This window comes from Terrisporobacter sp. (assembly GCF_017888745.1).
GTDB lineage: Bacteria > Bacillota > Clostridia > Peptostreptococcales > Peptostreptococcaceae > Terrisporobacter.
On record NZ_JAGHFM010000301.1, the window covers coordinates 1 to 3,431 of the forward strand.

A 3,431-nucleotide genomic window follows, 5' to 3' on the forward strand; every position below is an offset into this window, starting at 1 on the left:
ATTAAAAGGCATGCTAAGGATAATTATGACCAATATTTTAAACAAAATAGAAGACCTATAATTAATTTATTACAGGTCTCTCTATGCTCTTAAAATTTAAATGTTAAGAAAAGCTTGTGCTATCAATTTCCTTGTATGTAAAAAATACCTAATAAGTATTATTAGGTATTTTTATTAAAACTATATTATTTTTCCTTATCTTTAGATTCATTAACTTCTTTTGAATCTACAACTTCTTGTATATTATTAGTAAATTCAGCTTCTTTAGTTCTATTTTCTATAACAGTCTCATCTAAATTTGAATTTTCTCCTGCAAATTCTTCTCTAACTTCATCAACAGGTTTTCCATTTAATATTTCCATGAATTCTTCACCTGTTATAGTTTCTCTCTCTAGTAAATAATTAGAAAGTTCATGAAGTTTATCTATATTTTCTTCTAATATTCTTCTAGCTTTATTATGAGCCTCTTTTATTACACTTAATACTTCTTTATCTATTTTGGCAGCTGTTTCTGGTGAACAAGCTAATGAAGCATCTCCACCTAAATATTGATTAGTAATAGTCTCAAGAGCCATCATATCAAACTCTTCACTCATTCCATAACGAGTAACCATAGCTCTAGCTATTCTTGTTGCTTGTTCTATATCATTAGATGCTCCCGTTGTGAATGAATTAAATATTAATTCTTCCGCAGCACGACCACCTGTAAATGTTGCTATTTTATTGAAGGCTTCTTCTTTTGACATAAGAACTCTTTCGCCTTCTTCAACTTGCATTGTATAACCTAAAGCTCCAGATGTACGAGGTATTATAGTAATCTTATGAACTGGTGCAGATTCTGTTTGTTTTGCTGCAACTAGTGCATGACCTATCTCATGATAAGCTACTATTTTCTTTTCTCTTGGAGATATTACAGCTCCTTTTCTTTGGTATCCAGCTATAATAACTTCTACTGATTCTTCTAAGTCTTCTTGAGTAGCTTTATGTCTACCCATTCTAACAGCTCTAAGTGCAGCTTCATTTACTATATTAGCAAGTTCTGCACCACTAGCTCCAGCTGTTGCTCTTGCTATTCCATTAAAATCAACATTTTCATCCATCTTAACATTTTTAGCATGAACCATAAGTATATCTTCACGACCTTTTAAGTCTGGAAGTTCAACTGGAACTCTTCTATCAAAACGTCCCGGTCTAAGTAAGGCTTTATCTAAAGATTCTGGTCTATTAGTTGCTGCAAGTATTACAACACCTTTTTTACCATCGAATCCATCCATTTCAGTTAGTAATTGGTTAAGAGTTTGCTCTCTCTCATCATTACCACCCATTCCTCCACCATCACGTTTTTTACCTATAGTATCAATCTCATCTATAAATACTATACAAGGAGCTTTTTCTTGAGCTTGTTTAAATAAATCTCTCACTTTTGCAGCACCCATACCAACAAACATCTCAACAAATTCAGAGCCTGATATTGAGAAGAATGGTACTTTAGCTTCACCTGCTACAGCTTTTGCAAGTAATGTTTTACCTGTTCCTGGAGGTCCTACAAGTAATGCTCCTTTTGGCATTGTAGCACCAATTTCTTCATATTTTTTAGGATTATGTAAAAAGTCAACTATTTCCGTTAAAGATTCTTTAGCTTCATCTTGACCTGCTACGTCTGCAAAAGTCTTACCTGTTTGTGCTTCCACATATATTTTGGCATTACTTTTACCAAACTGCATAGGGCCTCCTCTACCACCCATTTTTTGAGTTACTTTCTTCATCATAAAATTAAGGAATCCTATCATCAATATTGTTGGTAGCACCCAATAAAGTATAATATCAACTATTGGTGAATCTTCTTGAGGTATTTCTTGTTTGAATTTTACTTTTGCTTTATATAAACGATCTACTAATTCTGGATCATTAACTTGTCCAGTTATATAAACTTTATTTTTGTCGTCCTTTGTATTAAAAGTAATTTGTTTTGAGTTTTCAATATCTACTTGGTTTACCTTTCCTTCATCAACCATTGTAAGGAATGTCCCGTAATCCACCTCTTGCACTTTTCCACTCATTTTATACATTGCTGGAAAAATAAAAGAATTTAGGATTACTAGTAAAAGAAGTATTATCCCATAATAATATAACCATGATTTTTTTTGCGGTTTCTTTTCTTTCATAAGATATCTCCTAGCTTAATTTAAATATATTATTATTAAATATACCCATCATATATGCTTTAAAATCAAGATATGATATCATATAAAGCATATAAAATGACTTATATAAAATAGTAAAATTAATAAAGTATTTTGTCAATATTTCTAATACTATAATTTATTATTTATATTGATTTTGTGTATTTTATTAATTTTTTATAATATATAATTATAGAGTATGTATTTGAATTTATTGTGAATTATTATGATTCAAGTTAATGGAGGGAAAATATGTTAGATTTTACAGAAGAATTCAAAGAGGTAAAAATATTTACAGGTGTATTTTGGTACTTCTTCACTATATTAGCAGTTATTTTTATAGCAATTTTTAGTAATAATGAAAGTCTATATAATAATGATAATTTATTATCTTTAATTTCATCATCTTTATTTATTATTATACTTCTATATAAATTTAGAATTTCTAAAAATAAGATTATTTTATTAATTAAAGATTATTTAAAAAAGTTAAATTTAAAAGAAATATTTGGAGTAGTTTTAACCCAAATAATTTTATCTATAGGGATTAGTTCATTATTAATAGCAATAACTTACTATACGTTTCCTGAAATGTTAAATAGCTTATTAGAAGAGTCTCCTATTGCAGAGGCATCTACATACCAAGGATTAATTATCTCAATGCTTATAACTGTTATTTGCGCTCCTATTTCAGAAGAGCTACTATTTAGAAGTATTATTTTTAAGAGAACTAGCAAAAGATTTAATATTTACATAGGTATGATATTTTCTTCTATTGTTTTTGGTATTCTTCATATAGAACTTGCCATAATTGGTGCTTTTATATTTGGAATTGCTTGTTGCATATTATATATTAAGTATAAAAATATATTGATTCCTATAACAGTTCATTTCTTGAATAATTTATTATCTTTTTTACCAGAATTATTTTCTGATCCTACTGTAACTGTTGAGAGTACTCCCTTCACAGAAAGTGATGCAGTTAGTTTTTTAATTGTGGGTTCTATATCATTTTTGATAGGTATGTTCTTTTTTATTAAATTTGTTATGAAAAATAAAGAGTACCTTAAATGTAGATTTACTTCAAGAAACAAAGAAGCTTTCACTTCTCAAAATTCTTAAAATTACTATTTGTTATTAATTATATATAAAGTCTTCATGTGTAATACATATGAAGGCTTTTTTAGTGTAAGTTATATTTGAAATTATATTTTTTAAATATAACTTACACTAAAAAAATATATTAAA

Annotated in this window: 2 protein-coding genes; one reads left to right on the forward strand and one right to left on the reverse strand. The window is 28.2% G+C overall.

The features are described from left to right. Positions 1-185 precede the first annotated feature (185 nt). On the reverse strand, positions 186-2,165 hold the full coding sequence (gene ftsH / locus J7G74_RS13650) for an ATP-dependent zinc metalloprotease FtsH (protein WP_297136344.1): 1,980 nt from the start codon (positions 2,163-2,165) through the stop codon (positions 186-188). A 270-nt stretch (positions 2,166-2,435) separates the two neighbouring features. On the opposite strand from ftsH, the gene J7G74_RS13655 reads away from it, so the two are divergent. Continuing rightward, the gene (locus J7G74_RS13655; RefSeq protein ID WP_297136345.1) at positions 2,436-3,305 is read left to right on the forward strand and encodes a CPBP family intramembrane glutamic endopeptidase; all 870 of its coding nucleotides are present in this window, start codon (positions 2,436-2,438) and stop codon (positions 3,303-3,305) included. Positions 3,306-3,431 lie beyond the last annotated feature (126 nt).